Annotated in this window: 22 protein-coding genes; 5 read left to right on the forward strand and 17 right to left on the reverse strand. The window is 45.7% G+C overall.

Annotation, left to right across the window (positions count from 1 at the left end; genetic code table 11):
* Window positions 1-156 precede the first annotated feature (156 nt).
* Together J4N39_RS10005 and yfbV are read right to left on the reverse strand one after the other, a co-directional pair.
* Window positions 157-1,053 (reverse strand): ABC transporter substrate-binding protein, encoded by an 897-nt coding sequence (locus tag J4N39_RS10005; RefSeq protein WP_503063921.1) that lies wholly within the window; start codon window positions 1,051-1,053, stop codon window positions 157-159.
* A 471-nt stretch (window positions 1,054-1,524) separates the two neighbouring features.
* Window positions 1,525-1,977 carry a terminus macrodomain insulation protein YfbV gene (gene yfbV / locus J4N39_RS10010; RefSeq protein WP_252018722.1) on the reverse strand — a complete coding sequence of 151 codons (453 nt, stop codon included), beginning with the start codon at window positions 1,975-1,977 and terminating at the stop codon, window positions 1,525-1,527.
* A gap of 346 nt (window positions 1,978-2,323) precedes the next feature.
* Here yfbV and J4N39_RS10015 point away from each other — a divergent pair, with 346 nt between their 5' ends.
* A complete protein-coding gene (locus J4N39_RS10015) occupies window positions 2,324-3,520 on the forward strand; it encodes an acetate kinase (RefSeq protein WP_252018724.1) in 1,197 nt (398 codons plus the stop codon).
* A gap of 104 nt (window positions 3,521-3,624) precedes the next feature.
* Window positions 3,625-5,775 carry a phosphate acetyltransferase gene (gene pta, locus J4N39_RS10020; protein WP_252018726.1) on the forward strand — a complete coding sequence of 717 codons (2,151 nt, stop codon included), beginning with the start codon at window positions 3,625-3,627 and terminating at the stop codon, window positions 5,773-5,775.
* 62 nt (window positions 5,776-5,837) lie between these two features.
* Here the strand turns inward: pta and J4N39_RS10025 are convergent, their stop codons facing one another.
* From J4N39_RS10025 to J4N39_RS10070, 10 genes are all read right to left on the reverse strand, one after another.
* Window positions 5,838-7,862: a hypothetical protein gene (locus J4N39_RS10025; RefSeq protein ID WP_252018728.1), complete on the reverse strand. Its 2,025-nt coding sequence runs from the start codon at window positions 7,860-7,862 to the stop codon at window positions 5,838-5,840.
* A gap of 247 nt (window positions 7,863-8,109) precedes the next feature.
* Window positions 8,110-8,481: a hypothetical protein gene (locus tag J4N39_RS10030; RefSeq protein ID WP_252018730.1), complete on the reverse strand. Its 372-nt coding sequence runs from the start codon at window positions 8,479-8,481 to the stop codon at window positions 8,110-8,112.
* Between the two features lie 200 nt (window positions 8,482-8,681).
* Window positions 8,682-9,686, reverse strand: a complete 1,005-nt coding sequence (locus tag J4N39_RS10035) for a substrate-binding domain-containing protein (RefSeq protein ID WP_252018733.1) — start codon at window positions 9,684-9,686, stop codon at window positions 8,682-8,684.
* A 15-nt stretch (window positions 9,687-9,701) separates the two neighbouring features.
* A complete protein-coding gene (gene rbsK, locus J4N39_RS10040; protein WP_252018735.1) occupies window positions 9,702-10,622 on the reverse strand; it encodes a ribokinase in 921 nt (306 codons plus the stop codon).
* A gap of 175 nt (window positions 10,623-10,797) precedes the next feature.
* Window positions 10,798-11,676: a ribose ABC transporter substrate-binding protein RbsB gene (gene rbsB, locus J4N39_RS10045; protein ID WP_252018737.1), complete on the reverse strand. Its 879-nt coding sequence runs from the start codon at window positions 11,674-11,676 to the stop codon at window positions 10,798-10,800.
* Window positions 11,677-11,806: 130 nt separating this feature from the next.
* Window positions 11,807-12,778 carry a ribose ABC transporter permease gene (rbsC, locus tag J4N39_RS10050; protein ID WP_252018739.1) on the reverse strand — a complete coding sequence of 324 codons (972 nt, stop codon included), beginning with the start codon at window positions 12,776-12,778 and terminating at the stop codon, window positions 11,807-11,809.
* Window positions 12,775-14,274 carry a ribose ABC transporter ATP-binding protein RbsA gene (gene rbsA, locus J4N39_RS10055; protein WP_252018741.1) on the reverse strand — a complete coding sequence of 500 codons (1,500 nt, stop codon included), beginning with the start codon at window positions 14,272-14,274 and terminating at the stop codon, window positions 12,775-12,777. Before rbsA ends, rbsC begins: the two co-directional genes overlap by 4 nt.
* 14 nt (window positions 14,275-14,288) lie before the next feature.
* A complete protein-coding gene (gene rbsD / locus J4N39_RS10060; protein WP_252018743.1) occupies window positions 14,289-14,708 on the reverse strand; it encodes a D-ribose pyranase in 420 nt (139 codons plus the stop codon).
* Between the two features lie 196 nt (window positions 14,709-14,904).
* A complete protein-coding gene (locus J4N39_RS10065; RefSeq protein ID WP_252018745.1) occupies window positions 14,905-15,762 on the reverse strand; it encodes a sterol desaturase family protein in 858 nt (285 codons plus the stop codon).
* A gap of 12 nt (window positions 15,763-15,774) precedes the next feature.
* Window positions 15,775-16,788, reverse strand: a complete 1,014-nt coding sequence (locus J4N39_RS10070) for a DUF2804 domain-containing protein (RefSeq protein WP_252018747.1) — start codon at window positions 16,786-16,788, stop codon at window positions 15,775-15,777.
* 127 nt (window positions 16,789-16,915) lie between these two features.
* On the opposite strand from J4N39_RS10070, the gene J4N39_RS10075 reads away from it, so the two are divergent.
* Complete coding sequence (locus J4N39_RS10075; RefSeq protein ID WP_252018749.1) at window positions 16,916-17,971, forward strand: AraC family transcriptional regulator; 1,056 nt, start codon at window positions 16,916-16,918, stop codon at window positions 17,969-17,971.
* Between the two features lie 90 nt (window positions 17,972-18,061).
* On the opposite strand, the gene J4N39_RS10080 is transcribed toward J4N39_RS10075, so the two are convergent.
* Window positions 18,062-18,949: a Tim44 domain-containing protein gene (locus J4N39_RS10080; protein ID WP_252018752.1), complete on the reverse strand. Its 888-nt coding sequence runs from the start codon at window positions 18,947-18,949 to the stop codon at window positions 18,062-18,064.
* A 186-nt stretch (window positions 18,950-19,135) separates the two neighbouring features.
* Here J4N39_RS10080 and J4N39_RS10085 point away from each other — a divergent pair, with 186 nt between their 5' ends.
* Both J4N39_RS10085 and J4N39_RS10090 read left to right on the forward strand, forming a co-directional pair.
* The gene (locus tag J4N39_RS10085; RefSeq protein ID WP_252018754.1) at window positions 19,136-19,732 is read left to right on the forward strand and encodes a TetR/AcrR family transcriptional regulator; all 597 of its coding nucleotides are present in this window, start codon (window positions 19,136-19,138) and stop codon (window positions 19,730-19,732) included.
* A 9-nt stretch (window positions 19,733-19,741) separates the two neighbouring features.
* Window positions 19,742-21,616, forward strand: a complete 1,875-nt coding sequence (locus tag J4N39_RS10090; RefSeq protein WP_252018756.1) for an MFS transporter — start codon at window positions 19,742-19,744, stop codon at window positions 21,614-21,616.
* A gap of 99 nt (window positions 21,617-21,715) precedes the next feature.
* Here the strand turns inward: J4N39_RS10090 and J4N39_RS10095 are convergent, their stop codons facing one another.
* The 4 genes from J4N39_RS10095 to menB all read right to left on the reverse strand — a co-directional run bounded on the left by J4N39_RS10095 (window position 21,716) and on the right by menB (window position 25,882).
* Entirely contained in the window at window positions 21,716-22,549 is an 834-nt protein-coding gene (locus J4N39_RS10095) for a hypothetical protein (protein WP_252018758.1), read from the reverse strand.
* Window positions 22,550-22,631: 82 nt separating this feature from the next.
* Window positions 22,632-23,957: an o-succinylbenzoate--CoA ligase gene (gene menE / locus J4N39_RS10100; RefSeq protein ID WP_252018760.1), complete on the reverse strand. Its 1,326-nt coding sequence runs from the start codon at window positions 23,955-23,957 to the stop codon at window positions 22,632-22,634.
* On the reverse strand, window positions 23,957-24,943 hold the full coding sequence (menC, locus tag J4N39_RS10105; RefSeq protein ID WP_252018762.1) for an o-succinylbenzoate synthase: 987 nt from the start codon (window positions 24,941-24,943) through the stop codon (window positions 23,957-23,959). Before menC ends, menE begins: the two co-directional genes overlap by 1 nt.
* Window positions 24,944-25,015: 72 nt before the next feature.
* Window positions 25,016-25,882: a 1,4-dihydroxy-2-naphthoyl-CoA synthase gene (menB, locus tag J4N39_RS10110; RefSeq protein ID WP_252018764.1), complete on the reverse strand. Its 867-nt coding sequence runs from the start codon at window positions 25,880-25,882 to the stop codon at window positions 25,016-25,018.
* Window positions 25,883-25,884: the final 2 nt, after the last annotated feature.

Genomic DNA, 25,884 nt, shown 5'->3' on the forward strand with positions numbered 1-25,884 from the left:
TTATAGCGTGTGGAGTTCTAGTTCCTCCCCTTTCTAAGGGGAGGTTAGGAGGGGTTCTGAGCTGACTTTCAGTTTATCATTTGACTTAACCTCTGCGCAGAACCCCCTCCAACTCCCCCTTAGAAAGGGGGAGAGCAGAACTCCACACATTGAAAGCTACTTAACACTAGTAGCACGGTCCATTACTGATGATGGAATTTCAAAACCAAGCTTCTTAGCCGCAGTTGCATTCACTACAAGATCAGAACCTTTAGCCACTTTCACATCTAGTGAGCCAGGATCGGTACCTTCAAGCACTGCCGCTACGTAATCTGCGGTCTGTACACCAATCTGGTAGTAGTCAAAACCAAGGCTTGCTATCGCACCACGCTCTACATAAGAAGTTGCAGCGCCAAATACTGGCGTTTTCGCTTGGTTAGCTGCCACGATCATACCTTCAATGGCACTTGCGACTGTGTTATCGATCAGTGCGTAAATGATGTCTGATTTCGCAGAGATCGCTTGAGTCGCCGTTTGCACGTCAGCACTTTTCAGCGCCGTAGCTTCAACTAGCTCGATACCGTGTTTCTCAGTCGACGCTTTTAGTAGCTCCATCAAGCTAACCGCATTCGCTTCACCCGGGTTGTAAACTACGCCAATCGATTTCACCGATGGCATCAGCTCTTTGATCAGTTCAACATGCTGCTCAACCGGAGAAAGATCCGACAGACCAGTGACATTCTTGCCCGGTTTTTCTAGTTTCTTAACCAGTTTAGCGCCCACTGGATCGGTAACCGCCGTAAAGACCACTGGAATATTACGAGTTGCTGATACCAATGCCTGCGCTGTAGGTGTGGCGATGCCGACCAGAACATCTGGATTTTCACCAACAAATTGACGTGCAATCTGCACCGCAATCGCTGGGTTGCCTTGCGCCGTCTTATAATCGAATTCTAAGTTTTTACCCTCTTCGTAGCCTTTCGCTTTTAGCCCATCAAGGAGACCTTGACGAGTTGCGTCCAATGCAGGGTGTTCAACAATTTGAGAAACCGCGACTTTGGCAACTTTAGCCATCACAGCCGGAGAGGAAATTAGTGCAGCGCCAGCAAGACATGCGGCGATTAGAATACGGTTTGCTTTCATCTTGACTCCTTGATTCAGCAAATGGTGCTGAGACCTGTTTTAAGGGAAAAATGCTTAACCCTCAGCATTTTATTATTCTCGATTTGTACGCATAGATTTACGCACTTGTACACTTTTTTACCAGCCAGACGATTAAAAGTGAAGCAGTGTGTAACAGCAAAATAACAAAACAACGGATAAGTGATAGGTAGCGCACAAAACCAACAATTTGAACAATTGACGAACAATCTCTTACAGAACTATCGACTGTTTATATTGTTTAAAAAGCACACAAATTTGATAAGGGTTATTTCCCCAAGCAGGGTTGACATTAGGGCGTGTTGACCTTTCGAGGCCAAATTAAGCGCAAAAAAATGCCACAACTCAGTGTGGCATCTTCGAATCAGTGGTTTGGGTTTTTAATCAGAACCAGCGCTCTAGGGCTGACTTGTCGAGCTGTCTGAATGCTCGATTCAAGATGCGAGCTAACTCTTTATATCTCGGCTTGGCTTTGATTGGTTCTAAAGCGCCGCCCGACTCCAAAATTTTTGAATGCAATTCTCGATACCATCCAGCAAGTGCGGGTGGCAGTTGGGTGTTTGAGCGGTTGCCTAACCACCACATCCCTTGTAAAGGAAGACTGATTGCGAATAGTGCAACGACAATCGCCTGTGGCATGGCTTGGTAGTTGTTGAAAGACATTTGCATCAGAACGCTGATAGCTGCCACCGCTGGCATCACTTTGATACCGAACTTGGTGGCCTTGATGATCCGTTGCTCGGGAAAGAGAGGAGCAAGCTCCTTACGCATCGGCCAGTTATCCATGTATTTCTGCCCATCTTTCAGGCTGTGAATCAAACCGACTTTATCATTCATATCGACCTCTCTCACTAAAATAAATACGCAACGATTAAAAAAAAGCTGCAAAAAAATTGATTCTAGTTAAAATGCTTACGCAATTTTTTGTTATATTGAGCCATTATCGCTATCATTAGCAAAGCCTCAATCTCATTGTTGCTCTTATTTACAATTTAAGCAACTTATTGAGCCAACTTGCTAGGACAGCAAACATACCTTTGTCATATAAGGTATGCCTCTATATATGGAAGTACATTTTTGTCAGGATAGGCGGAGTAGCAATATTCCGCCTGTTCTGTGATTGGTATTTATTAATAACTGATCTATCACTTGGATAGATTAGACCACTAACAGGTAATCACTCATGTCTAAGCTAGTTTTAGTTTTGAACTGCGGTAGTTCTTCTCTTAAGTTCGCAATCGTTGATGCAGAAAACGGTGACGAGCACCTAACAGGTCTTGCAGAATGTCTGCACCTTCCTGAAGCACGTATCAAGTGGAAACTTGATGGCAAGCACGAAGCACAACTTGGTGAAGGCGCAGCTCACGAAGAAGCTCTAGCGTTCATGGTAGAATCTATCATCGCATCTAAGCCAGAACTAGCTGAAAACCTAGCAGCTATCGGTCACCGTGTTGTACACGGCGGCGAGAAGTTCACTAAGTCTGCTCTTATCACTGATGACGTACTACAAGGTATCGAAGACTGTGCAACTCTAGCACCTCTTCACAACCCAGCTCACATCATCGGTATCAAAGCTGCACAGAAAGCATTCCCAGCACTTAAGAACGTTGCTGTATTCGACACGGCTTTCCACCAGACTATGCCTCAAGAGTCTTACCTATACGCTCTACCGTACAGCCTGTACAAAGAGCACGGCATCCGTCGTTACGGCATGCACGGTACTTCTCACCTATTCATCACTCGTGAGTGTGCAAACATCCTTGAGAAGCCAGTTGAAGAACTAAACATCATCAACTGTCACCTAGGTAACGGCGCATCTGTATGTGCAATCAAGAACGGTAAATCTGTAGACACTTCTATGGGTCTTACTCCTCTTGAAGGTCTAGTAATGGGTACTCGTTGTGGTGACATCGATCCTGCGATCATCTTCCACATGCACGACGCTCTAGGCTACTCTGTTGAGAAAATCAACAACATGCTAACTAAAGAGTCTGGTCTTGCAGGTCTTACTGAAGTGACTTCTGACTGTCGTTTCGTTGAAGACAACTACGGTGAGAAAGAAGAAGCAACTCGCGCAATGGACGTGTTCTGTCACCGTCTAGCTAAGTACGTTGCTGGTTACACTGCAACTCTAGAAGGTCGTCTAGACGCTATCGTATTCACTGGCGGTATCGGTGAGAACTCTGGCCCAATCCGTGAGATGGTTCTTAACCGTCTAGGCGTATTCGGCATCGAAGTTGATGGCGAAGCGAACCTTAAAGCACGTTTCGGCGGCGAAGGCACTATCACTACTGCTGACAGCCGTATCCCAGCGATGGTTATCTCTACTAACGAAGAGCTAGTAATCGCTGAAGACACTGCAGAACTAGCAGGTCTTTAATTGATAAAAACTGGCTAACCTAGGTTAGCCAGTTTTTTATGCATCGCTCAAGTCCACTATAACAACAACTTGGGCCGTCTTTAGATAGTCAAGGAACTCCTCACATGTCCCGTACTATTATGCTTATCCCTACTAGCGCAGGCGTTGGCCTAACAAGCGCAAGCATGGGTGTCCTACGCGCTATGGAGCGTAAGGGCGTTAAAGTATCGTTCTACAAGCCAATCGCACAACCTCGTAGCGGTAACGACCAACCAGACCTAACGTCTACTATCATCGGCCAGAGCAGCGACATCAAACTTGCTGAACCAATGCCAATGTCAGAAACTGAGACTCTTATCGGTACTGACAAAATGGACGTACTGCTTGAGACTGTTGTTGAGCGTTACAACCAAATCAACGATGCGGACGTAACACTGATCGAAGGTCTAGTACCAACTCGTAAGCACCCATTCGCTAACCAGGTGAACGCAGAAATTGCAAAAACGCTTGGCGCTGAAATCGTGCTAGTAGCGACTCCGGGCACTGACAACCCAACTCAGCTTAAAGAACGTATTGAGGTTGCATGTTCTAACTTCGGTGGCACTAAGAACAAAAAAATCTCTGGCGTTATCATCAACAAGCTGAACGCACCAGTAGATGAAGCAGGCCGTACTCGCCCTGACCTATCTGAAATCTTTGACGACGCAGACAACGCTAAGCAAAACGAACTGAAAGTGATGGAAATCTTCAACACTTCTCCAATTCGCGTTCTTGGTTGTGTGCCTTGGAGCATCGACCTAATTGCTACTCGTGCAGTAGACATGGCGAAGCACCTAAACGCTGAGATCATTAACGAAGGCGAAATCGAAACTCGCCGTATTAAGAGCATCACTTTCTGTGCACGCTCTCTTCCTCACATGATCGAGCACTTCAAGCCAGGTTCACTACTAGTAACTTCGGCTGACCGTCCTGACGTAATCGTTGCTGCTGCACTTGCGGCGAAAAACGGCGTTGAGATCGGTGCGATCCTTCTAACTGGTGGCTACGACATCCCAGCAGAAATCATGGATCTATGTAAGCCAGCATTCGACACTGGCCTACCAATCTTCAAAGCACAAGGTAACACTTGGCAGACGTCTCTTAACCTACAGAGCTTCTCAATCGAAGTTCCTGCAGACGATAAAGAGCGTATCGAGTTCGTAAACGATCACGTTGCTAGCCACATTGATGGCCCATGGATTGACTCTCTAACTGAAGGCACTGAAGGTGTTCGCCGCCTAAGCCCACCAGCATTCCGTTACCAGCTAACAGAATTTGCTCGTCGTGCGGCTAAGCGTGTTGTTCTTCCTGAGGGTGATGAGCCACGTACTGTTAAAGCAGCAGCTATCTGTGCTGAGCGCGGTATCGCAACTTGTGTACTTCTTGGTAACCCAGAAGAAATCCAACGCGTTGCTGCACAGCAAGGTGTTGAGCTAGGTGCTGGCGTTGAGATCATCGACGCTGATGCAGTTCGTGAGAACTACGTAGCTCGCCTAGTTGAACTACGTGGCGCTAAAGGCATGACTGAAGTTGTTGCTCGAGAGAAGCTTCAAGATTCAGTTTTCCTAGGCACTATGATGCTTGAAAACGACGAAGTTGATGGTCTAGTTTCTGGTGCTGTTCACACAACAGCGAACACTATCGTTCCTCCGTTCCAGATCATCAAGACTGCACCTGATGCGTCTATCGTATCTTCTGTATTCTTCATGCTTCTACCTGACCAAGTGCTGGTTTACGGTGACTGTGCGATCAACCCAGATCCAAACGCAGAGCAACTGGCTGAAATCGCTATCCAATCTGCAGATTCTGCAGCGGCATTTGGTATCGACCCTCGCGTTGCAATGATCTCGTACTCTACTGGTGAATCTGGTAAAGGCGCAGACGTTGATAAAGTACGTGAAGCAACTAAGATTGCACAAGAGAAACGTCCTGATCTAATCATTGACGGTCCTCTTCAGTACGATGCAGCGATCATGGAAAACGTAGCAGCTTCTAAAGCTCCTAACTCTCCAGTAGCTGGTAAAGCAACTGTATTTGTATTCCCAGACCTAAACACTGGTAACACAACTTACAAAGCAGTACAGCGTTCTGCAGATCTAGTATCTATCGGTCCAATGCTTCAGGGCATGCGTAAACCTGTAAACGACCTTTCTCGCGGCGCACTAGTAGACGACATCGTTTACACAGTTGCACTAACTGCGATTCAGGCGAAGCAAGCGGACGAAGCGAATCGTTAATTGATCGCTAGGCTTAATCGCTAAATTTGAAATCCCGCAGAAAATGATTCTGCGGGATTTTTTTATAAAATACTGCTGTTTTTTCTCAACTTAGCTCTAACAATCTCACCTGAAGAGCAAATTAACTCTAGGTCAACTGCCACAGTCATCAACTCATGGTCCTTACGCTCTACTTCATGCTCTTTAAGTATGACCTTTTCAATCTTACAACTATCACTAAATGCCTTAGTTCCGATACCTTCGTTTAAGTACTCGACTAATGCTCCTCCAAATTCAATGGTAGACTCGTCTATGTACAGACCAGTATAGAAATCTATGGTCACAAAATTGTGTTCAAATCTTCGCACAGTTAAACTAACGTGTGCAGAATCACCATACCTATCTGAAGAATAAAGGACGTCACCGATAAACAGTGCTCTATCTAAGTAATCTTCGTCATTTGGGAAACTAAATTCTAAATAACTTTTATCTATAGAACTGTCAGAAACTTGAACATTGATCTTATCCAATTGTTCAGGAATTGTACCAAACTCAGCTTTAGCTCCGATGGTTATAATATCTCCTGGATTACCTTGATGCTGTACCCTAAATAGGTCATATTCAGGCCAATTATTTAGGATTGTTGCATTACTATTTACAGTCCACGAAATATATCGCGGTGTATGTCCATCGGAGTAGCTTGCATAAATTTCGAACCACTCTTCATTTGTAATAAAGCGGTCTTCTCCTATTGAAAAAAGTTTATTTGGTGATATTGAATCATCGATAGTTTTTATTTTAACTAGATCTTTAATTAAACTTAGATCTTTTACCTTTAAAAAATAAGTAGTGTTAGGCTCTAGGTCTTGCACTGCCATCAAAACCACTTTATTCCCATCAATAGAATGATTCAAATTCACTCTATTTCCTATGTACTCTCCTTCTAAATAAAACTCCATATCCTCAGGAAAATAAGAAGTAGTAAATAACTCTATTTTTGGATTGAGTTCTACATTATCATAAAGAACTAGATAACTATTGAAATCATTTATCGTATCAACAGAATAAGGAGCTGCAACCTCAACTTCATCACCATAAATCTTTATTTGACTACTCAGAACATGAGACTTGTAGCTGCCATTTCTATCAAGAAAGTCATAGCGACCTATTGGCCACAAAGACCCATTACCCCCCCAGACCTCTGAGTAGTGTAGGTAGAGTTCTGCCTGCTGATCATTTTCGTAGTTAATTGAAACCTCTATTTCAGCATTAGATTGTGTTGTATAAGAAATTTTGTTACTTCTTTCACCTGATAAGACAAGTGTTCCCGCTTTTGGCTCGTGCCCTAATTTTCCCGTAAAAGGACTTTCTGTCGATAACTCATAATTTAGATCTTGACCCAAACTATAATTATACTGACCATTAAGATCCATTGAGTACTCAGAAGACAGCAAGTCATATTCAAAAATAGATTCTGCATTAGTTAAATTTAGATATCCACCGATAGAAATACCACTTTCTGATTTTGATTTCAGTTGATACCTATAACTTCCTGTTTGATTTAACTCTAGAGCCACATCATAATTTATCCATTCGGGTATAATCCCATACTCTGATTCAAGGTAAACATATAGGCTTGAGCTTCTTGCTATGGCGCTTAGGTGGCTTAGCTTTCCTTCAGAATCAAATGATACAGACTCCAAAGTTACGTCAATACTACCATCCAATGTATAAGCATCTAACAGATCAGAGATTATACATTGGTTGAAATCAATGTTTATTTGGTCTCCTTTCGCCAAATACTCTCCACTCTTGTTGGAACTTATCGTTATATATGACGTACTACTATTGTGATCTATCGTCCTACATGCAACACGTGTTGAATCAGATGTACCGAGAAGATTTACAGCGGTTACTATGCGCGAAGAAATGGTAGGAAGGTAATAACTTAACCTAGTCCCTAATGCAGCATAAGCTATATTATCTAAGGTTATATCTGATTTACCATCTGTTGACGTGCTTTCTTCAGATCCCCCTCCTCCTCCGCCACAACCAAAAATGAATATAACCAACATTAAGGTCGCTACCTTTACAACATTGTAAAGCATTTAAATATCTCCCTAGAAGCATTAATCCGTACTAAAACATACGTAATGAAATATATGACCTTACCATCACCAATACCCTACAATATGTGATGTGGCAAGTAATATCTAATAAAAACATGTACTTATTATTTTGTATTAATGATGAGAATCGCATTTACAAAGGAGGACTATCAAAAAGTAATTTTTTATAAATAGAGATGAGGAGTGGCATTTTATAAAAAAGAAGATGCACTTTTCAGCACGTTTATTATAGTGCCCTTTGTTGTTCTAGCCAGGTTAGGGCTTCTTGTTTGTCGAAGAACATTTTGGTGTTGCCTGTCATGAGTTTGTCGACGATTAGGCCTTGGAAGCCAGAGTGTACCAGTATAGCCGAGGCTTTACAGCCCATTGAGTCGTACCAAAGCCACAATTGAGCGGCGTTATCTATCGTTTCTTGGGAACCGGAAACCTCATCATCCCACTCTTCGTAACGAACCCAACTCTCCTTCGGGTTATCTATTACTGCTTTTTGTAGCTCTTCTGCGCAATGCAAAACGCCCGCTTCATTGAATGGGCCATAGGCATACACTTCAAACAGGTCTTGGTGCCACTGGGCGGATACGCTGCCATGTAAAACCATCGCAAACTCTCATTAGCTTCTACTGATATTATTAAGAATAGCTCAAGATTTTAGGTTGCTATTCGGTAAAAGCTAAATATTAAAACTCATGAAGGGAAGTTTGATGAATCTCAAGTTTGATTGTCTGGAAGACAATCCTCCCAATCAAAAACGAGGACCCTCGGCCCTCGCTTTCAATCAGAAAATTTATAGTCATGGCACTAGCTAAGTATCTTCACACTGCTACGAACCACCAAACTCGGTTCAAGCTGCACCACTTGAGGTTCGGCTGTCACTTTATCAATCTTGTTGAGTAAGGTATCGACAGCGGCCTGTCCAAGGCGATATTTGGGCTGATGAATCGTGGTTAATGCTGGGGTCATGAACTTTGCGATGTGTACATCATCGTACCCTACAATTGAGAGCTGCTCTGGCACTCGAATTCCTTGAGCGGCAGCGGCGTTGATCACACCCATTGCCATCATGTCATTGGAGACAAACAGGCTGCTTGGCAGGGTGCCGCGCTCGATAAGAGTTGCGAATGCACTTGCCCCACCCTCACACTCAAAGTCAGATTCAACAATCCAATTTGGGTTGATCTCTAAACCATGTTCGTTCATCGCTCGCTTGTAACCTTCGTAACGCATTTGCGCTTGATAGCGAGCCAGTGGCCCTGTGATACAACCGATTTCAGTGTGACCACATTCAATCAGGTGTTTGGCAGCAAGGTAGCCTCCTCGAAAGGAGTTGTCTTGAATTTTGTCGGACGCAAAATGAATCGGCCCCCAATCCATTACCACTACGGGCATATCTGGATACAGGTCAAACACATCGATACGTTCACCTTCTAGGGTGGAACACATCAGAATCAGGCCATCAACACGCTTTTGCAACAGAGTTTCAATCGAAGCTCGCATACGCTCGCTATCGCCCTCCGTATTGCACAAAATCAGATTGTAGTTTTGTTGATAGCAGCGGCGCTCTACCCCTTTAACTACTTCACCGAAAAACGGGTTGGTCGAGTTTGTCATCAACATACCCAGGGTTCGGGTGCGGTTCATTTTGAGGCTGCGTGCCAGTGCCGACGGGGTGTAATTTAGCTCTTTTGCCGCTTTCATCACTCGCTCCGAGATGTCTTCACTGACAAAGCGAGTTTTGTTAATCACATGACTTACTGTTGAGGTCGATACCCCAGCAAGCTTAGCGATATCTTTCATTGATGCCACGGCAAAAGCTCCTTGTTACTGTTGCTCAGCTAAGAACTGATCAACTTCCTGACGAGATGGAATCGAGGTTTGAGCGCCAAAGCGAGTGACCGAAATCGCTGCTGCGGCATGAGCAAACTTAATTGCTGATTCTAAAGGTTTATTTTCAAGGAGACCAGCCACGAATGCGCCATTAAAGGTATCTCCAGCTGCGGTCGTGTCTTGAGCCTGAACTCTGAAGCCTGCGATCACCTTGCCTTCACCTCGTTGACTCAGCCAAACACCCTTTGAACCTAATGTGATCATCACGGTTTCAATACCTTTATCATGTAGCACTTTTGCCGCTAGGGTTGCTGATTCATCGTCCACCACAGCAACACCTGTGAGCAGTTCCGCCTCAGTTTCATTAGGGGTGATCATGTCCACGCATTCAAGCAAAGAATCAGGCAAGGCCTGCGCTGGCGCAGGGTTGAGAATTACTTGAGTATTTGCGGCCTTTGCCGTCTTTGCTGCAAGCTCAATACCGCATAACGGTGTCTCTAATTGCATCAGCAGATAGTCTGCCTGACCAATACGTTCAAGATCCGAATTTAGCGCAGCCGCAGTCAGCTTTGCATTGGCTTCGGCACTAATGCAAATACTGTTTTCACCGCTATCAGACACCTGAATCATCGCAATCCCAGTCGGGCAGTTTGGTTGCAGTTTCACACCAGCAATGTCGATATTGTCATGCTTAAACGCTTCACGGATATTGATACCAAACGAATCATCACCGATACAGGCAATAAACCCGGTATCCGCTTGCATGCGAGCCGCAGCAACCGCTTGATTGGCCCCTTTGCCACCTGGGATCACTTGGTAATTGCGACCGTGCAATGTCTCACCAGGGCGAGGGAATGAAGGGACTTGAAGAACGTGGTCGGCATTAACACTACCTAAAACTACCAACTTATTCATATATTTATCCTTGGTTCATTTAGAACATGGGTATTAAAAACACATAGGTTTGAGGAAGCAAAGCTATGGGCTCTGAGGTTTCGAGTAAGGAATTTTTAATCCAGCTCTACGTTTTGTGGGTGATGCTTTTGGCTCACCCCCTTTCTATGGGGGTGAGCTGTGTTGTGCTCGCTGATTATTCGGTGATAACTTTCAGCGCCACAGGAATGTACTCAGCAACTTTTTCGCCTTTCAGTACTTTATCTGCAGTTTCAACACCCAGTGAACCGATTAGCTCTGGCTGCTGTGCAACAGTTGCTGCTAGCTTGCCACGCTTCACGGCTGCGATACCGTCGTCAGTACCATCAAAACCTACGATCAGTACATTCTTGCCCGATGCCTGAACAGCGCGCATTGCGCCAAGTGCCATTTCATCATTCTGAGCAAATACCGCTTGTACATTAGGGTTCGCTGCAAGCAGGTTTTCCATTACGTTAAGACCTTTAGTACGGTCAAAGTCGGCTGGTTGGCTGGCAAGCAGTTCCATTTGGCTGCCTTTGACAGCATTCATAAAGCCTTCACCACGCTCACGCGCCGCTGACGTACCAGCAATACCTTCAAGTTGAATCACTTTAGCGTCTGCACCTGCTTGCTCTTGAATAAATTGACCTGCCAATTCACCACCAGCCACGTTGTCAGAGGCGATGTGGCTTACAACCTCACCACGGCTAGCGCCACGGTCTAGAGTCAGTACTGGGATGTTTGAACGGTTAGCCATACGAATTGCATTGGATACTGCGTCAGAATCCGTTGGGTTGATCAAAATTGCTTTCACACCACGTACTGTTAGGTCTTCTACATTTGATAGCTCTTTGCTTGGGTCATTTTGTGAATCTAGAACGATCAGCTCATAACCAAGCTCCTTCGCTTTTTCTTCTGCGCCATCTTTCATTGAAACGAAAAATGGATTGTTTAAGGTAGAAACCACAACAGCTAGCGTATCTTGCGCTTGTGCGGTTACGGATGCAGAGGCAGCTAAGATTGCTGTAGTAATCAAAGTAGTGATCTTTTTCATCTTTAGGTCCTTTATATGTAGGGAGTGTTCGAGCTCCGCAGGCAGGGGCGCTTGCGGGCCGAACGAGTTTCACGGTGAACTTTTGTCGCCAACTTAGTAACAAAACTAATCAGAGCTAAGTTCGTTATTGTTATTTGTTTTTGTTATCTACCATTACCGCCAGCAAGATAACGACCGCTTTTGCAATCATCTGGTAGTAAGAAGAGACATCAAGGAGGTTCAAAGCATTGTTTAGGAAGCCGATGATCAGTGCGCCAATTAGCGTTCCCATGATACGGCCACGACCGCCCATCAAGCTGGTGCCACCCAGCACAACAGCGGCAATCGCATCCAACTCATATCCCATACCCGCCGTCGGCTGCGCAGAAGACAAGCGAGAAGTCACGATGATGCCAGCAAGCGCAGCAAGGAAACCACAAATCGCATAAACGCCGATTTTTACTCGGTCAACGTTAATGCCCGATAGACGAGTGGCGGATTCATTACCACCCAGTGCGTACACATAGCGGCCAAAACGGGTGTGATTTAACAGATACCAAGCGGCAGCAAATACCACGACCATTAACCATACTGGAACAGGGATGCCCAATGCGTAGCCGGTACCAAACCAAGCAAAAGCGTCAGCGGTATCGGTGAAGCCCGTAGAAATTGGCCTGCCATCGGTATAAACCATGGTGACACCACGAAGCAGGGTCATGGTGACCAAGGTGGCGATAAATGCCTGCACCTTGCCTTTGGCGATGATCATTCCGCTAATTGCACCTAGTGCAGCCCCTGCGAACAACGCAGTTGGCACGGCAATTAATACCGGTACTTCCATCGCAATTAGGCTAGCGGCGAATGCCCCACACAAAGCCAGAACTGAGCCAACACTCAGATCGATACCCGCGGTTAAAATGACTAAGGTCATGCCCACGGCGATAATGGCATTCACAGAGGTCTGACGCAGAATATTAAGAATGTTATCTACGGTGAAAAAGTTAGGGTTTAAGAACGACACCACCGCAATCAAGAAAATCAGTGCAATCAAAGATTTTTGCTCGATTAACCACTCTTTATTCAGTTTGAATTTTTTAGGATTACTCATAGTTTGGGTACTCATGCTGACTTCCTCAGTTTGCCGACTGCGCAAGCCATCAGCGTTTCTTGATCCGCCTCTTGGGCAGAAAACTCACCGGTAATACTTCCTTCGTGCATTACCAACACACGGTCACTCATTCCTAGCACTTCTGGCATTTCAGAAGATACTAAGATGATGCTCATCCCTTCCGCTTTAAACTGGTTAATAAGTTGATAAATCTCTTTTTTCGCACCGACATCGACACCACGAGTCGGCTCATCAAGAATCAATACTTTTGGACGTGTCATTAAGCCTTTAGCGATTGCCACTTTCTGCTGATTACCGCCAGACAGATTGCCGATGATCTGTTCACGACTTGGCGTCTTGATATTAAACAGACGAATAAAATCTTCGACAGCTTCGGCTTCATCTTTATGCTGGATTTGAAGGGACTTGGATAATTGCTCAAGCGCGCATAACGACATGTTTTCTTTGACCGATAGCCCAAGAACTAGTCCATCCCCTTTTCGGTCTTCAGAAATATAAGCAACACCATTGGCGAGCCCATCTTGAGGCGTTAGCGGATTAATGGTTTTGCCATCAAGAATGATGTCACCTGAGTCACGAGTTAATGCGCCATAAATGACTTTCACCAGCTCAGTACGCCCGGCACCCATTAGCCCAGAAATGCCTAGGATTTCGCCTTTATTGAGCGTAAAACTCACATCCTTAACACCGCTGCCAGAAAGATTGCGGACTTCAAGCGAAATATCACCATGGGTTGCATCAATACGAGGGTATTGCTCATCGAGCTTACGTCCTACCATCATTTCAATCAGGCTATCTTCGTCAGTGTCAGCGACTTGGCATTCACCAATGAATTTGCCGTCTCGCAGCACAGTAATATCGTCACAAATCTCAAAGATTTCTTTCAAACGGTGCGAGATGTATACAATGCCGCAACCCTCGTCACGAAGCTCGTTTATCACCTTAAACAACGATTCGGTTTCGGTATCGGTCAGCGCATCAGTTGGCTCATCCATGATGATCACTTTCGCTTCAAACGAGAGCGCTTTAGCGATCTCTACCATCTGCTGCTCACCAAGGCTGAGATCCCCTAAAGGTGTTCTAGAGCTGTGCTTAACGTTCAAGCGGGCAAGCAGTTTGTCCGCTTGTTGGTACATCTTGCTCCAATCAATACGGCCAAATGCACCCGTTAACTCACGACCAAGAAAGATATTTTCTGCGATGGTCAGCTCAGGGATCAGATTGAGCTCTTGATGAATAATGCTGATGCCCGCTTGCTGAGAATCTCTAGGCCCATGAAACTGTCGCTCTGACCCTTGGTAGGCGATAGTGCCGCCATCTTTGGAGTAGATCCCCGTCAACACTTTCATCAGGGTGGACTTTCCTGCCCCATTTTCTCCCATCAATGCCATGACTCGCCCTGGATAAACATTAAGACTCGCCTTATCTAGCGCCTTAACTCCTGGAAAAGCTTTCTCTATCGCATTGAGATTTAATATTGCTTGAGTCATACCTCAGCCCTTATTTAGAACACAACGCCAGATTGGAAAATGACATTGGCGTACGGAGTGCATTCCCCAGTACGAACAATGGCGCGACTTTGCCCAGTGCGCTGCTTAAATGCTTCGTGACTGATGTAAGTGACCGGGATATCTCGCTGGCCTTTTTCAGCTTCATGTGCCAACTCATCAAGCAGAGCTTGGTGCAGTTGCGGACTCACTTGAGCAAATTCCTCTGCCACAACGACAGACTCAACTTGGGCTTCAGTTAACATCACACGAACGGTTTCAATAAAGCTTGGCACACCGTGAGTGAGTGCAAGGTCAATTCGAGTGACTTGGTCAGGGATTGGCAACCCAGCATCGCAGATGGTGATCTCATCTGTATGGCCTAGCGTTGCGACCAAATAAGAAAGGTCAGAATTTAGTAGGGTACTTTTTTTCATCTTATACCTCTTGGGTTACAGCAAGAGCTCATTATCATCGATACGTTTCGATATTTGAGAAAACGTCGTCGAAACGTTTCGATGAGGATAATAGCGCCAATAAATTTGGAGAAAAGTGAATATTTATAAATGCGTGATCTAGATCAGGTTAGCAGCCCCACTTTACGGGTGAATTCTTGACTTTCATCTTCTGAGGCTAGTTTTTTACGTCCCTATTATCACTCGGAGGGGCAAACAGTAACTGGGTACGCTGTTTGAAGGTTAGGTTGGGCTGAGTGGCCTCCCGTAGCATGGCTTTCCACTCAGCAAAAGTCACAGTTATTGGATTGAAACTATTCACTGGCTTAGAAATACCATAACGCACCGTCTCGGCTTCTGGCTCAAAGGTGCCAAAAATCTTGTCCCAGATGATCAGCACACCCGCATAATTTTTGTCGATGTATTGCGCATTAACACCATGGTGCACCCGATGATGGGATGGTGTATTAAAGATAAATTCCAATGGTCCAAGCGTTCTAATCCACTGGGTATGCACAAAAAACTGCAACCCCAAGTTGAGCAGCACCACAAACACTACCCATTGAGGCTCAAAACCAAGCACTAATAACGGTACCCAAAATAGCCACATACCCGCTAGTGGATACATTAAGCTTTGGCGAAATGCAGTACTAAAATTCATCTTCTCTGAGCTATGGTGAACCACGTGTGCTGCCCACATCCAGCGTACTCGATGGCTGGCCCGATGAAACCAGTAGTAGCAAAAGTCTTGTAAAATCATCAATGCAGCGAAACTGACCAAGCCTATTTCTATCTCAAACAAACGTGCGTCAAAAACCCATAGATAAAGCTGAAAGACCACCAAGCCAGTCACAATATCGCTCACTTGATGCAGTCCAGACAAAGTGAAGTTGCACACAACTTCGGGTAATTGATAAGCCGCATTTGTTGGCAGTTTGCCTGATCGTTGGCCAAGCCAGTATTCGGCTATCATGCAAACGAAAAACAGAGGGGCTAAAAGCATTAGCAGCAGTTCTGGGTTATCGCTCAAACTCATCTTGTTTCTCCATTACCAACGAGCAAAGTGATCTTCGGTCAGACCTAAAACTTGTTTGAGGTGATAAGTGTTTCCTTCCCCATCTTGTAACACACCATCAAAATGACCGATAAATTGGCGAAAGTTACTTTTCAGCAGCCACAAGTTGAGCTTTTCACTGCGCAAGTTGCTGGCCGTAAACGTCAGTTGTACACGCCCATCCTTCGAGGTTATCTGCCAAGGTTTATCGAGATCATGTCGATCAAACTCGAACTGCACCGGCCCCAGATAATGACGCACACCATCTACCCAAAGCACGTTCTCTGTCATCCCAGTTTCATTCACTCCCGCCGCAAGGTTAAGACCTATCTTTTTGCCTTGTACTTGTGCATTAATGCTCGCCCAACGCCAACTTGTTTCTCGACGCATATAGCCTGCAGAGAAGTCATAGCCCGCCAATAGCTCGCCACTTGGCTGTGGCTGACCATCGATAACTAAATCCCCTTTCACACTCAGCGCATTGTGTTTTTGGGTATAAGTCCAGCCGTTATATCCAGTCGGTGAGCACATAGCTAATGGCAAGCTCGTCTGAAGAGGATGCAATGTCAGATTGGCCGTAATTCGTTTACTGTTGATACATAACTGCCACTGACCATTAGTAATTTGGAATGAAACTTGTCCCGATGCATTAGTTGCTATGCCATTAAGCGGAGAAGGTTGCGAACGGCTACCCAACCCTAGCGGGCGCAGCCATTTTTGTTCGCTAAGCTCATGAGTGTTTCTGTCATAGACATAGCAAAAGGTACTGGTTAGGTAACGAATATCTGCAATTGCCACGCCCACGACATATTGTGGTGTGACCAAGGAGACAAACTGAAATTGTTTATATCCAAAGTAGCGTGCCCATGGTCCAGCGGACTTATCCATACTAGTTTGATAGCAAAACTTCTCAATACCAAGCGTTTGAGGGATTTGGTCAAACTGCCCAAAGACAGGCTCCCCCCGCTGATTAATTACACTTAGAAAAGGCAAAGCTTCATCTTCCATAACGGCCTATAGATTACATTTTGATAACAATTAGCTGTAAGTGTGGCGGGTGGGGAGCTAAAATGGGAGGTCATTACAAGACAACCAAAAGACTTAGATCACATAATGTAACCTATCAGAGGTGTGCGTGGAGCAAAGCCAGACTAAAAAGATCATTGCGCAATATCAGCCTACAGCTCATCGCTTTGAACTGGGTAACTTGGACGTGTTGCTATTGCTTGCTACCCTAATGGATAAAGGTACAGATACTTATTCACTGCTTCACCAGCTAGGGCTTGAACTGCCCACCCGCAAGTCGCACCATCAGAAAATGACCTTTGCAGATAAGTTAAGTTTGTTCTCTGCCGCATTAGAAATCTTCCCAAATCAAGGACTCGGTTTACAGATAGGTACACAAGCACAACTGAAGCAATTCGGCGTTCTGGGCTACGTATTACTGTCGAGTCAGAATGTGGAACAAGCGATCAAAGCCGGATTGGGTAATTTGCAGCTCAATGGGCCGTTATTTTCCATCACTGTCGAACAGCACGAGCAATGTGTTAGTATCCGCTTGGACAATCAACTAGAGCTGGCCGCTCTGATGCCTTTTTGTAGTGAGTTCTTTTTGTCTGCCTTGCTGGCTTTGTTTCGAGAAATGACGGGTCAGTCCCTACCACTCCAACAGGTGTGTTTTGCCTATCCTGAAGTGAGTTATCACGCCATGTATGATGAACATTTTGGTTGTCCCATCTCTTTTGATGCCAAGGTGACTGCTATCGAGTTTGATAGTGACATTCTATACAAACCTCTAGCGACTCATGACCCTCGCTTACTGGAAGGTTGCCTTGCTTCCTGTCAATCCATTCGTCAAGCACTTAGCACCTCCTTTCACCTCGATCAACAAGTACTTGCTAGCCTTTATCGCTCACCACTTCCCTTGCCTGATATATTAACCACCAGCCATTTATTTGGCATGTCGCCACGAACATTGAGCCGTAATCTTGCCAAACGAAGCACAAGTTATACTCAACTGGTGTCTAAGGTAAAAACTGAACTCGCTCGAGAAATGCTACTCAATACTCAGCTTAGTGTTGAAGAAATTGCCGATAGCCTGGGCTATAGCGATAGCTCTAATTTTCGACGAGCATTTAAAAGATGCACCAATAAGACACCTATTCAGATTCGCTGCCCGATGTCGTCTTAACCTAGTGGCGTACGGAGTTAAGCGGTGACAAACAAAAAGCCCTGCAATCACAGTGTGATTGCAGGGCTTTGAAACAGAGTCATCAGTTGATTAAGCTTGAATACCAACAATCAACCAAGGTGCGTTATCTACTGTTAGGTCACGCTCTAGGTGCCATACATCAGTGATATCTTCTTCAACACCTTCGACGTCATCACGGTAGCGGCCGCTAAACTGCAAGCTAAGCTGCGCTAGAGAGGCGGTGTAATCTGCACGAACGATTTCAGCGTCCACGTACATTACGTTAGTGTGTTGCTCACCTTCAAGCTTGGCACGCTCTGCTTTCAAATCTTCAAACAGGCTTGGCGATACATACTCTTCAATCGTGTGCAGTTGGTTGTGGTTCCATGCACCTTGAAGGATACGGTAGTGCTCACGAGAGCCATTAATAAATGCCGCATGGTCAAAGCCCGGTGGGTAGTTATGCGGAACATCAGATGTTGCTGCGCTGCCAAAGCCACCAGCAGCTGCTTGAGGCTGCTCAAAGTTGTGCACGTTTGGCTGTGGCTGAGACTGCTGCTTGAACATGTCATTGCTCGCACCAGCGTAGCTTTGTTGTTGACGCTGATTCATGCTGCCCTGCTTGGCACCGAGCATGCCGCGTAGGAATTTGAACGCCAAGAAAGCGATTAGGCCCATGATCAAAATATCCATGAACTGGATACCTTCAAATGCGCCACCAAAGAAAGCCGCTAGCAGACCACCAGCCAACAAACCACCTAAGATACCGCCCATCAAGCCTTTTTTGCTTGAACCAGCGTTCGGAGTCGTTTGATCTTTCTTAATAGAATTTGTGTTTGTAGGAGATTGCTTCGGTGCAGGGGCTGTCTTAAAGCTCTTACCAAAAGATTTACCACCACCGAATTTTTTTGCTTCAGCAATTGGCGTCGTGGTGACTGCTACCATCAGCAGAGCGACCATGGCGAAAATTCGTTTCATAATTTCCTCGAAGGGATGGATGTTTTGTAATATTGCACCGTCATCATAGCGATAAATTTACACTAATGAAACATAACAACCTAAGATCAATGTATCTAAATATTGCGGGTAGTACGCTGCTGTGGCTTGACCAGTCAATCAGGGCTCTCTAAAATAATGAACATTGTTCTATTTTAAACAGTTATCATGGCTAGACGTAACGATCATACCCGAGAAGAGCTTATTGCTCTCACCTTGGAAAACGTAAAAAATTTCCTTAGTGAACATCCGCATCACGAACTCAGTTTGCGCAAAGTCGCCAACATGATCGGTTATGTGCCATCCACTCTAGTCAACGTTTTCGGTAACTACAATTTATTACTGCTACGTGCAGTGGCTCAAACCTTGGACGAACTCGCAGAAGAAGCCGGCAATGCGGTTGCAAATGCTCAGAGCCCTATCGAAGCGCTGCACAAACTGGCACACTGCTACCACGATTTTGCGATGGCTCACCCATACCGCTGGCAGCTGATATTCCAACACACCATGAATGGTGAAGAACTGCCTGAGTGGCAGAGCGAAAGAATCAACGGGATGACAGGGATGTTAGAATCCTTACTGCGCCCAATTATTCCTGCGCAGGCCGATACCAGTGTTGAGCACGCAAGTCGCGTACTTTGGGCAGGGGTACACGGAATTACTCTGCTCAGTGTTGATGATAAGTTCTTCTCCGCCTCACCAATTGAAGGCAAGGTACTTATCGACAACCTATTACGCAACTATTTGTCTGAGTGGAAAGTCTAAAGGATTAGTATGTCTCAACCATCAACCGGTGCGCTTCTTAAAAAGAAGCGCTTTTTGCCTTATTTCATCACTCAATTTTTTGGTGCTTTTAACGACAACATCTTCAAAAACGTGTTGTTGCTATTAGTGGCTTTTGCCAGCGTAGATGCACTGCCTGTCTCCAGCAACCTATTTATCAACTTAGCGGCCGGGCTGTTCATTTTGCCCTTTTTCCTTTTCTCAGCCACCGCTGGTGTTCTCGCCGATAAATACGAAAAGTCTTGGTTTATCCGTCGAGTAAAGTTGGCTGAAATTGTCATCATGACATTAGGCGCAATTGGCTTTATCACTCAAAGCTACTTTATTTTGCTACTGCTGCTGTTCTTGATGGGTACTCAGTCTGCATTTTTTGGCCCAGTAAAATACGCTCTGTTGCCGCAGCATCTAAAAAGAGAAGAACTTGTCGGCGGTAACGCCTTGGTGGAAACAGGCACCTTCGTTGCGATACTGCTCGGAACCTTAGGCGCTGGTGTGATTGCCTCGACAGAAAATGCACCTACGGTGGCTGCCGTTTGTGTGGTGGTGTTTGCGGTATGTGGCTACCTCGCTTGTCGTTTTATCCCTAAAGCGGACGCCGTTGCTCCTGAAACCAAGTTTGCCTGGCGACCATACTCACAGACCAAAGATACTCTGAAGATTGCAAAACAAGACAAAAAGGTGCACCACGCTATCTTGTCTATCAGTTGGTTTTGGTTCTTGGGTGCCTGTTACTTAACTCAGTTTCCGAACTTTACCAAATTGCACCTTCTTGGTAATGAAAGTGCGGTGTCTTTCCTACTGGCACTGTTTTCTATCGGTATTGCAGTCGGCTCTATGGCCTGTGACCGAATTTCTAAACACCAACTCAACATGGGCATCGTCCCATTTGGCAGTTTAGGCATATCACTGTTTGGTTTGCTGCTTGCAGTCTCAGTACCTGAAGGTCTCACCCCTTCGGAAAGCTTTATCGATTTTGTAACCACCCCTGCCCTTTGGCCAGTATTTATTAGCTTGTTGATGCTTGGTATTTCTGGCGGCCTGTTCATCGTACCGCTTTATACCTTGATGCAGACCCAAGCTAAACCAGAGCAGCGAGCTCGCATCATTGCAGCAAACAACATTTACAACGCAATCTTTATGGTAGGTAGCGCTGTACTTGGTATCGTATGCTTATCAGTACTTGAGCTGAGTATTACCCAGCTGTTTATCTTGCTTGCGGTGCTTAATATCTACGCAGTGGTTGAGTCCTACTTGCAAAGCCCGATGTACATGGGCGCCAAGTTCTTAAAGCACTTTACTCGTACCTTGTACCGCATCAACTTAAAGAATTTCCATCACATCCCTAAAGAGGGGGGCGCACTGCTGATCTGTAACCACGTTAGCTTTATGGATGCCCCACTTCTAATCGGTGCTCTGCCACGTCATGTACGATTCGTCATGGAAGAAGAGTACGCCACTTGGCCACCAATCAAGCGTATGATTGAAAACGCTGGAGTGATCCCTATTGATGCCAAAAACACTCGCTCGGTACGTCGTGCTTTCATCGCAGTAGAAAAGGCTCTTGCTGCGGGTGATGTAGTGTGTATTTTCCCTGAAGGTCGCTTAACTTCAGATGGTGAAATGAACGACTTTATGCGTGGAATCGAACTGATTTTACGCCGCTCACCAGTACCTGTTGTGCCTCTTGCTCTTAAAGGCATGTGGGGCAGTTACTTTAGTCGCTATAAAGGCAGTGCATGCAAAGGCTTGCCTGACCGCTTCCGTGCAAAAGTTGAAATTGAAGCAGGTGAACCCGTGTGTGGACACAGTGCCAACAACCAAATAATGCAAGAGAAAGTAGCTGCATTGCGGGGTGACTTCCGCTAAATTCCATCGTGAGAATTCAAAGGCTCAAACTGTCTAAGCTTGAGCCTTTTTTGATCGTGCGTCTAAACGCTGGTGTTTCAATTGCGCCGCTCAAACTGATCAATTTACGGTCAATTTTGCTTTTAGAGTGCGGGCATATTCGGTGAGCAAGCGGGCGTTATCTGCGGTCATAGCATCACCACATACTTCCCCTTGATAAGTGATTTTGGGGCTAGAATAGATGGGCAAAACCTTGGCTTGATAACTCATGATGGTGCCAGCGTCGCCACACGTTGCACCATGAGCGTAGGGTTTGAGCTTATCTTGCCCCTGAACTGTGGTGATGTCTTGGTAAGAATCTAGTTCACTTGCTTCAAGTTGACTCTTGGCTGTGGAGAGATCGTGTCGAGCCCAGGCTAAATGTCCAAACTCATGTTCCAAAACCATCTCAGCCGCACTGATATCCGAGACCACAAAATTAGGCAACAAATCCACCCAAGTTTCTGCAATTTTGGTCTCAATATCGAAGTAGCTGTTTTCACGGCTGAGGGTCAGCACCACATATTGATCCAGCTCTTCGAACGTGCGGTCCATTAATTGAGGAAAGTGTTGGCTTAGCTCATAATGAGCAGAAGCCATATTCCCGGGCGTTGAGTTTGCAAAGTTAACAAAATCATATCCATCACTGACTCTTCGCATTGGAATGCATGAATTACTTAAAGTCAGGTTCGCGTACTCGAGATCTTTCGCTATACGCAGTTCAAGCTCTTCGATGGTCAGTTCACTTAAAATGGCATAATCAAAGATGAACTTTACCCTTGTTTCAACCAGCTCTTCGACAGCGCACTCAGGTAACTCAAGTTCGGTTCCAGCGTACACACCAAAATACAAACCGCCTCCGAGCATTACGGCAATACATCCATTCCTCGCTAACGGCTTAACGCTGTGACTCATCTAAATTCTCCCTGCTCATCACAGCCAAGAGGTTACCGAACCTTTCAAGGTGATAAAAGATTAAGTTTTTGAAATTGCGAGGTTAATTTTCTAGATAACGTATCAGCCACGCTTTAAGGTCATGCCTAGAAACTTTAATTCCAGAAAGCGAAAGCTTAGGCATGGACAAATAAGACTTTGGCCGTTTAAATCGGTCTAGATGCTTAAGGCACCATTGCTCAAATTCTTGCTCTTGCCACGGCTGTTTGGCATCAATTAAAGCAATCGCTCGATGGCCATACTCTTCATCTTCCATGGGGATCACCACGACTTGAGCTACTTTGGGGTGCTGAGCCAACACCGCTTCTATCTCTTCACAATGAATGTTTTCACCCCCAGAAATGAACTGGTTATCGGCTCGGCCAATAACATGTAACTGATCTGTTTCAATCTTACCCAGATCCTTACTATCAAACCAACCGTGCTTGTCGGCTATCGGGTTTAATCGGCCTTGTTGATAGTAACCCTGAGCTAAGGTATCCCCACCAATCAAGATACGTTCACCACGGATGGTTAACTTTCTATTGGGCAGCACTACGCCTGCGCCTTGATTTCCATCTGCTCGTTTGGCGGTCACCGTCGATGCAGCTTCCGTCATGCCATAGCCTAGCCAAGTATCGATACCATGCCGTTGTGCCTGCTGGCAAAGCTCTGGTGGGATATGACTGCCTCCCAGCAACACTCGCTCGAGAATAAGTGGCGAACCACTGTTTAAAGCCCTTTGTAACTGAGTCACCACTAAAGAAGCATGAGTTACACGGCTAAGATCAATGAGTAAATCACCACTCGCCATTACCAACTTAGCTCCTGCCACCAGCCAGCGCCAAATAATGGACAAGCCTGAGACGTGATACAGCGGCAGACTAAGTAACCAACTATGGTGAGGTTCAAATTTGAATCGCTGCAACAGCCCCATTGCTGAAGCAATATGATTGGCATGGTTGTGGGCAACGGCTTTAGGAAAGCCACTCGACCCCGAGGTAAAAATCAAACTAGAGAGGGCTTGTTGGCTGTATCTTGAGCTTGTACCATCAAGGTAAGAGTGAGCATCAATATCTTGCTTAAGGTCAATCACTAACACTGGGTCAATAGTCGCCAGTTTTTGCTCGATGACCGATTGAGGGCCATCGGCGATAGGGGCGAAAGTTGCTCCCGACTCGATACAAGCGAGATATATGAGCACCGACGACAAGCAGTTGTTCCCTATCACGGCAACAACATCACCTACAGTTACCCCCTGACTGGCTAGCCAAGATTGATAAAGGCTGGTTTGTTGATAGAGTTGTGCCCAAGTGATTTGGTTGTCAGCAGCAACTAAAGCCACGGTATCGGGCTTTTGTTGCTGCCAAGAATAGAGCAATGACGGCATTAGAAGGATTTGATCAAGGTGTGCTTATCAAGCGTCGACAGCGGCAATTCACACCCCGGCCAAGCGACTTCTAGCTGCTCTTGGAACAGGGATATGGTATCAAGTCCCGGTACTGAGTCTGGTGTTAACCACTGGGACAGGCGGGCCAATTGGCAGAGCCCCAAGCTTGATTCAATGCTTGAGCTAATCACGACTTTCATCGCCATTTTTTCTGCTTGTGCTATCAACTCTTGAATTCTTTGTACTGAGCCAATAACAGTCGGCTTGATCACCAAAGTTTTAGCACCCGTTAACTCTGCTAGCTTAAAATAAGGATCACGTATCGCATGTTGCAACGTCTCATCCCACGCCACCGCAATTCCGGTATCTATTGCGAAAGCAAAGCTATGTTCTGGTTGCCTGCACGGTTCTTCAATGTAAGCAATGCGTTGACGATAAGAGGGGTTGATGTAATCGGCAAACTTTAGCGCTTCCTCTTTGGACCATGCTCGGTTAGCGTCCAAACGAAGTGAAAGATCTGGAATAGACTCTAAGAACAAGTTGACGATCATGCCGTCTCGAATCGGCTCATACAAACCGACTTTGATCTTAGCAACCTTCTCACCTTGCATGTTATTCAGCACGGGGATCAATGCGTCTGGATCACCGACACACAAAGGCGCAGCTTGGTAGTTTCCTTGGTGTGGTAAGGTCTTATTTAACTCAAGTTCAGCGACAGAAAGAGCAAATGCGACGGATGGTGGAACGTCTTCAAAGTCAAAGTCACTGCCTTGTTGCCACTTCTCAAGCAAGGCTAACGCAGATTGCTCGGCCTCTTCGAGTGTTTCTAAGCTAAAGCCTGGTAAGGGTGCAATCTCACCGTAACCTAGGTTAGAGCCTTCTCGCAGTTCAACCACATAGCCATGGCGCTCTGTTATGCGCTCTTGACGAAGAATCACACCACTATCCATGGGTAGACAGTAGCGGTACAGTTTGGCTTCTCTCATAGGTAATTCCTAATTGAGTGATACTGTGCCCTTAGGGCACAGTGAAAAGTGTTGTTGAGCGTAACGATAAAATTAAGGGTTACGCTTGAATTTGTTGAAGTCAGGACGGCGCTTTTCATTAAATGCATTGCGACCCTCTTGCCCTTCTTCGGTCATGTAGAACATCATGGTGGCGTTACCAGCAAGCTCTTGCAGGCCAGCTTGACCATCACAATCGGCATTCAGTGCAGCTTTTAGACAACGCAGCGCCATCGGGCTGTGTTGCAGTGTTTCTCGACACCAGCGCACCGTTTCGCGCTCTAGTTCTTCTACAGGAACCACGGTATTTACTAAGCCCATATCCAGTGCTTCTTGTGCATCATAGAATCGGCATAGGAACCAGATCTCGCGTGCTTTTTTCTGACCAACAATACGTGCCATGTACGATGCGCCCCAGCCCCCGTCAAATGATCCAACTTTCGGGCCAGTTTGACCAAATTGTGCATTTTCAGCAGCGATGGTTAAATCACACATCATGTGCAACACATGACCACCACCCACAGCCCAACCGGACACGGCTGCGATAACTGGTTTAGGACAGGTGCGAATATCACGTTGGAAATCGAGTACGTTCAAGTGGTGAGTGCCACTGTCATCACGGTAGCCTCCGTAATCGCCTCGGATCTTCTGATCGCCGCCACTACAGAACGCCTCTTCACCAAGGCCAGTTAGAATAATCACACCAACGTTACTGTCATAGCGAGCATCTGCTAACGCATCAATCATCTCTTTGACAGTTTGAGGGCGAAAAGCGTTACGAACCTGTGGACGAGCAATGGTGATTTTGGCGATGCCATCATCGGATTTATGAAAATGAATATCTTCGTACTTGTCGCTGCAATCTGTCCAATTTACCGGTGCGTATAGCTCTTCTTCGCTAATACCAACTGTTTTTGCCATGG

This window comes from Vibrio sp. SCSIO 43136, from assembly GCF_023716565.1.
Taxonomy (GTDB): domain Bacteria; phylum Pseudomonadota; class Gammaproteobacteria; order Enterobacterales; family Vibrionaceae; genus Vibrio.